The sequence below is a fragment of the Protofrankia sp. CiP1_Cm_nod2 genome (assembly GCF_920664355.1).
Taxonomy (GTDB): Bacteria; Actinomycetota; Actinomycetes; order Frankiales; family Frankiaceae; genus Protofrankia.
The window spans coordinates 1-6,060 of sequence record NZ_CAKKTL010000283.1; the positions used below are offsets into that span (position 1 = coordinate 1).

General features: G+C 70.6%; 5 protein-coding genes. 3 read left to right on the plus strand and 2 right to left on the minus strand.

Annotated features, from left to right (window positions below):
* Positions 1-119: 119 nt before the first annotated feature.
* Both NBW84_RS21655 and NBW84_RS21660 read right to left on the minus strand, forming a co-directional pair.
* Positions 120-512, minus strand: a complete 393-nt coding sequence (locus tag NBW84_RS21655; RefSeq protein WP_250286891.1) for an SCO5389 family protein — start codon at positions 510-512, stop codon at positions 120-122.
* A gap of 253 nt (positions 513-765) precedes the next feature.
* Positions 766-1,986 (minus strand): ABC transporter substrate-binding protein, encoded by a 1,221-nt coding sequence (locus tag NBW84_RS21660; protein ID WP_250286893.1) that lies wholly within the window; start codon positions 1,984-1,986, stop codon positions 766-768.
* Between the two features lie 80 nt (positions 1,987-2,066).
* On the opposite strand from NBW84_RS21660, the gene NBW84_RS21665 reads away from it, so the two are divergent.
* From NBW84_RS21665 to NBW84_RS21675, 3 genes are all read left to right on the plus strand, one after another.
* Positions 2,067-4,025, plus strand: coding sequence for a branched-chain amino acid ABC transporter permease (locus NBW84_RS21665; protein WP_250286896.1), 1,959 nt, complete (start codon positions 2,067-2,069; stop codon positions 4,023-4,025).
* Positions 4,022-5,437: an ATP-binding cassette domain-containing protein gene (locus tag NBW84_RS21670; protein WP_250286898.1), complete on the plus strand. Its 1,416-nt coding sequence runs from the start codon at positions 4,022-4,024 to the stop codon at positions 5,435-5,437. The genes NBW84_RS21665 and NBW84_RS21670 overlap by 4 nt, the downstream gene beginning before the upstream one ends.
* 29 nt (positions 5,438-5,466) lie before the next feature.
* The coding region (locus NBW84_RS21675) for a PIG-L deacetylase family protein (protein WP_250286901.1) at positions 5,467-6,060 on the plus strand (594 nt) is incomplete at its 3' end.

The window sequence follows — 6,060 nt, forward strand, 5'->3', positions numbered from 1 at the left end:
GGACCCGGCCGGCCGGGGGCGCCGCGGGCGAGGCGAGCCCGCTGCCCGGGCCCGGTGGCGCGCCCGCGCACGGCGGTACGCCGGGCCCGTTGGCCAGCGGCGGGATCAGCGGTTGACGATCAGCAGTTGACGAACTCCGGCTGCTGGTTGAGTACCTGGCTCTCGTTGGAGATGAATCGTCGGTGCTGCTCCCCACCGACCGCCTCCGGCCGGAACGCGGCCAGGCGGTGACAGTTCTGGAAGGCGAGGGCCACGCCGAAGCGCTTCTCCAGCGCGGCCCGGATGGCGGTGCTCGCCATCGCCCGCAGCAGCTGCCCCTGCGCCGCGTCGTCCGGCGGTGGGACGAGGTTGTCCGCGAAGTCGCGATCGCTGCCGGGCAGCCTGCCCGCGAGCCGTTCGACGAGCTCGTAGGCGTACGGCAGCGAGTCGCGCACGCAGGCGAGGAAGGCGTCGTCCGGGACGTGGCCGCGTTCGGCCTGGGCGAGCAGGTCGGGGGAGACGGTCAGGGACACGGAACCTCCTGGGCGCTCGGGGTGGTTCATCCGAGCGGAACTGTCCCCGATCTGGAAACCGTTGTCAATACGGATTGCATCGAGGCGGTCGCGGGCTGGCCGTCCCGGCGCCCGTCTCGATGCCAGGATGCAGGGCCGTCGTGCGCGTGAGGGTGCCGCGCGGGCGCCGGGGATGCCGCGCGGGCGTCGGGGATGCCCGGCCCGCCGGCGCCGCCAGCGATCGGCGGTGCCGGCGGGCCGGTGAGCCTGACGATCATCCGATCAGTGACATGAGCCCGCGGCCGTCCACCCAGGTGCCGGTGGCGTCGACGAACCTTCCGTCCGACCACCGCAGGATGCGTACCGCCGTGTTGCAGACCGCCGGGAACGCCTTTATCAGGGTGCCGTCACAGGTGAACGGATGGGCCATCACGTTCGGATGGTCCCGGGCCGCCCTGAACGCGTCCCGCAGATCTCCGGAGGTCGTCTGTGTGATCTCGGCGAGCAGTGACCGTACCGCGAGAACGGTCGAGAAAGACGCCTGTGACAACGGCGAGCGCGATGCTTCCGGTACATTATCACGGAATGCTTTGGCATCCTTGTCATCACCGGTCGAGTCGAGCGGAAGATAGCTGGAGGCGAAGTTCATGTTACTGGTGGCCTGGCCGCCGGCACGTGCCACCGCGGCCGTCGCACAGGAGCCGACGAAGTATATCGGTGCTTTCACCTGAAGGCTGCCGGCGGCCTGGGCTATACGGGCACACGACTGGGCCGGGAAAACAACGACGATCGCGTCCGGGTTCCCGGACGCGACCTGGCTGACCGCCGGGGCGAAGTCCGCCGTGTCCACTTTCTCCGATACCAGCTGGATCTCCGAGACTCCTTTCTTCTGCAGGATGCTCCTGGATCCCTGAATGGCGGCGGTCAGCAGCCCGGGCAGGTCCGCGTACAGGGCGTGAACCTTTGTGACATGCCTGGTGGTGGTCAGGTACTCGGTGATCCCGAGCAGTTCCGTGAGCGTGCCACCGGTCAGCGAGAAGGAGTTGGGCGAGCTCAGCTCCCCGCTCAGCTGGGGTGATCCGCTGACATAGGGAATGCCGGCCTGCTGGTAGAGCGACATGGCCGCCTCGGTGCTCAGATCCACCCCGCCGACCACGGCCACGGGGCCCGCGGCTATGAGCCGGTTGGCACAGTCCTGGGACGACTCCGGTGAGCCATTTGTTGCACAGGGGACGAGTTCGAGCGGCCGGCCGTGAACCCCGCCAAGCACGGCGTTGGCGTAGGCGACGGCCCTCTCGGCAGCTATTCGTGTCTCGGGAAACGACCCGAGCGGGGTGTTCTCCATGGAGACGAAGCCGATCTTGACAGGTGGCCCGTTCAGGTGGTTTGCGGCCTGACCTGGGCTGTTGGAGCCGCTGCCGCGCTGGCTGGTGCACCCGGCGAGGACGGCCAACGTGACTGCGGCTGCTGCGACGACACGGCGGGACAGCGTCATATTGCCAGAAGTTACACTGCCTTAGCCCACAAGGCACCGTGTTGGTCCGCAACGGGCTGCCCTGTCGATTGGAGAGCGCTGTGTCCACGTATGTCGCGGCACTGATCCTGGGTCTGGGCGCGGGCGCGGTGTATGCGGCGCTGGGGCTTGGGCTGGTGCTGATACACCGCGCCTCGGGGGTGGTCAATGTCGCGCACGCCGCGTTCGCAATGTACGCCACCTACCAGTATGCGGAACTGCGGGACGTGGGGGACATCGTCCTGCCCGTCGTGGGTCTTCCGCCCCGTATTCATCTGACCGACCGCCCCACCTTCGCGCTGGCGTTGGCCGTGTCGCTGGCCATGGCCGCGCTCCTCGGCCTGCTTGTGTACTTTCTCATATTCAGGCCGCTCCGGCACGCCCCGCCAGCCCTGTCCCTGGTCGCCTCGGTCGGCCTCATGATCGCCCTCCAGGCGCTGGCGGTACTGCAGTTCGGGTCGGACAACAGGTTCATCGATTCCGTACTTCCGCAGAAATCTTTCTCCGCGTTCGGAGTGGCCCTTCCGGTCGACCGTCCGCTGCTCGCGGTACTGGTCACGGGCATTGGCATGATCATGTGGGCGGTGTCCCGCTGGACGCTGTTCGGGCTCGCCACCAAGGCGGTCGCCGAATCCGACGAGGCGGTGGAACAGTTCGGTTACCGCCCGGAGGCGGTCGCCGCGGTGAGCTGGGTCGTGGCGTCCGTACTCGGCGCGCTCGCCGGGATACTCGTCGCCCCGATCAGCGTGTTGAGCCCGTCCACCTACACTCTTTTCATTGTTCCCGCGCTCGCGGCGGCGCTGCTCGGTGGGCTGTCGTCGTTCGGCGCCACCATTGTCGGCGCGCTGCTGCTCGGCATGCTCCAGTCGGTTCTCCTGCCTCTGCAGCACGACGTCCCATGGCTCAACCAGCCCGGTCTGCGGACGCTGTTCCCGTTGCTCGTCCTCATCGTCGTCGCGGTCACCCGCGGCCAGCTCATACCCGGGCGGGCCAGGGCCGTGGCAGCGGTCGCGCGGCTGCCGCGCGCGGAGCCGACCGGACGTCCGTTGCGCGATCTCGCCGTCCTCGTGCCGGCCGGAACGCTCACGCTGCTCGTTCTCAGCGGCCCCTACCGGCTGGGCCTGGAACGCAGCCTGGCTGCCGCCGTGGTGTGCCTGTCCTTCGTCGTGCTGACCGGGTTCGCCGGCCAGCTCTCCCTCGCGCAGATGTCGCTGGCCGGGGTGGCCGGGTTCCTGCTGGCCCGGCTGCAGGGCGGTCTGGGCGTGCCGTTCCCGCTCGCGCCGCTGCTCGCCACCGCGGCGGCCACCGTCGCGGGCCTGGTGCTCGGGGCGTTGTCGCGGCGGATCCGAGGGGTCGATCTGGCCATCGTCACGCTCACCGCCGGGGTCGCCTTCCAGGAGATCGTTTTTGTGAACCCGTTGATTACCGGTGGGCTTGCCGGCTCGGTCGTCCCGCCGCCGGAGCTCTTCGGCCTCGACCTCGGGGTGGCCGGGAAGGGCTTCCCACGGCTGGGGTACGGGCTGCTCTGCCTTGGCGTGTTCGCGCTGTGCGGCTTCGGGGTGGCCCGGCTGCGCGGGTCCACGTCGGGCCTGCGCATGCTCGCGGTCCGCTCCAACGAGCGGGCGGCATCGGCCATGGGCGTCGACGCCGCCCGGACCAAGCTGCTCGCGTCCGCCGTCTCCGCCGGGATCGCCGGTCTCGGCGGATGCCTCATCGGTTACGGCCAGGGCAGGCTGTCGTTCGACTCCTTCGGGGTGTTCGCGTCCCTGTTCTTCCTGGCGATCGCGTCGGTCGGCGGGGTGATGAGCGTGCGCGGGGCGATGCTGGGCGGCCTGCTGGCCCCCGGCGGTGTGGTGTTCACGGTGCTGGACAACTTCGGCCATCTCGCGCGCTACCAGTCGTTGCTGTGCGGTGTCGCCCTGGTCGTCCTGGTGGTGGTGCGTCCGGAAGGGCTTGCCTACGATCCACGACAATCGAAGCCGGCCCGGCGGCTGGCCCGACATGCCGAGGTGGCCCGGTGACCATACGTCTGGACGTCGACGGGCTGTGCGTCCGCTACGGGAAGGTCGAGGTCGTCCACGACGTGTCGTTCGCGCTGCGTGCTGGTCGGGTGACCGGCCTCATCGGGCCGAACGGCGCCGGGAAGACCACCCTGATAGACGCGATCACGGGATTCACCCCGTCCAGCGCCGGCCGGATCATCCTGGACGGGACGGTGCTGAACACACTGCCACCGCACGAACGGTTCCGCCGGGGCCTGGCCCGCACCTTCCAGTCCCTGGAACTGTTCGAGGATCTCTCCGTCGCCGAGAACCTGGCGGTCGCCGGGCCGGAACCCGCCTGGACGCTGGAGCTGGGCGCGGTCGCGGAGCAACTGCCGGCCATGCTCAACCACGACGAACGGCTCGCCGTCGGCCTCGGCCGGGCGCTGGCCGCGGGTGGCCAGGTGCTGCTGGTGGACGAGCCGGCGGCCGGCCTGGACTCGGCCGCCCGATCCGTCCTCACCGGCCGGATACGACGGCTGGCCGAACGTGGCTGCGCGATCCTGCTCGTCGACCATGACATCAAACTGGTCTTCGAGGCCTGCGACGACGTCGTGGTGCTCAGCGGCGGCCGGATGGTCGCGCACGGCCCGCCGGCGGAGATCCGCGAGCGCGCCGAGGTCCGTGAGATCTACCTCGGCGCTCCGCCGGCCAGCACGGTACGGCTGCCCACGCAGGCCCGGCCGGAGCGGGCACTTCTCGTCGAGAAGGTCGTCAGCGGGTACGCGGGTGTTCCCGTGCTGCACGACCTTTCGCTTGAGGTCCGGGCCGGCGAGGTCGTCGCCCTGCTGGGGCCCAACGGCGGTGGCAAGACGACCCTGGTCCGCACGGTGACCGGGACGATCGCGCCGTTGGGCGGCCGGATAACCGTGCTCGGGCAGCCGGTGCGGCGGGCGCACCCGGCCAGGCTCGCCCGCCGCGGCCTGGCGGTGGTGCCGCAGGGCGGCACGCCGCTGCGCGGCCTGACGGTCCGCCAGATCCTGCGGCTGGCTGTCGGCCGCCGGCCCGGTGACCAGATCGAGAAGACGCTGGAGAGCTTCCCCACCCTGCGCCCCCTGCTCGACCGTGGCAGCGGCGAGCTCTCCGGGGGCGAACGGCAGCAGCTCGCGCTGGCCAGCGCCGTCGCCCGCCGGCCGCGGCTGCTGCTGGTCGACGAGTTCTCCGCCGGCCTGGCGACCGATCTCGCGCTCAGCCTGCTGGCCGTCCTGCGCCGGCTGGCGGACGAGCACGGCACCGGCATTCTGCTGATCGAGCAGCATGTGTCGCTCGCCCTCGCCGCGGCGGACCGCGGGTACATCCTCGACCGGGGCCGGATAGCCTTCAGCGACACCGCGGCGGCTCTCGCCGCCGATCCCGACCTGATCAATGGAAGCTATTTCGGGATGGGTTAGGGCGTGGGTGGACGTGAACGGACAGCGGCATGAATGACCACGATCCGGCGGCTGGGACGGCCACGCCGGCCGGGACGGCCGGGACGGCCCGTCCGGGCAGCGTGCTCGCGGTGATGGCCCATCCCGACGACGCGGAGCTGTGGGCCGGCGGCACCCTTGCCCTGCACGCCCGGGCGGCCGAGGTCACCGTCGCCGTCCCGCGCAACACCGCCGACCGGATGGCCGAGGCCGCCGCGGGAGCGCGCATTCTCGGCGCGTGCCTGCGCGTCCTCGACCCCGAACGGCTCGCCGTCGAGCTCCAGGAGCTGTTGGTCGAGCTCTCTCCCGAGATAGTGGTGACCCATCCGCCGGCCGACGTCCACCCGCGCCACCGGCGGGTCGCGGCGGCCGTGCTCGAGGCCCTGCCGCGGGCGGTGCTCGCCACCGGCTGCCCGCGCCGGCTCTACACCTGCGACAGCTACAACTCCCTGACCATGGACGGCCCGGTGCGGGCCACCACGATCGTCGATGTCACGGCCACCTTCGACGTCAAGCTCCGGGCACTGCGTGCGCACGGTGGCACCCAGCCGATCAGCGAGGAGTTCGCTCCCATGGCCGAGAACCTCGGCCGGCTGTGGGGGCGG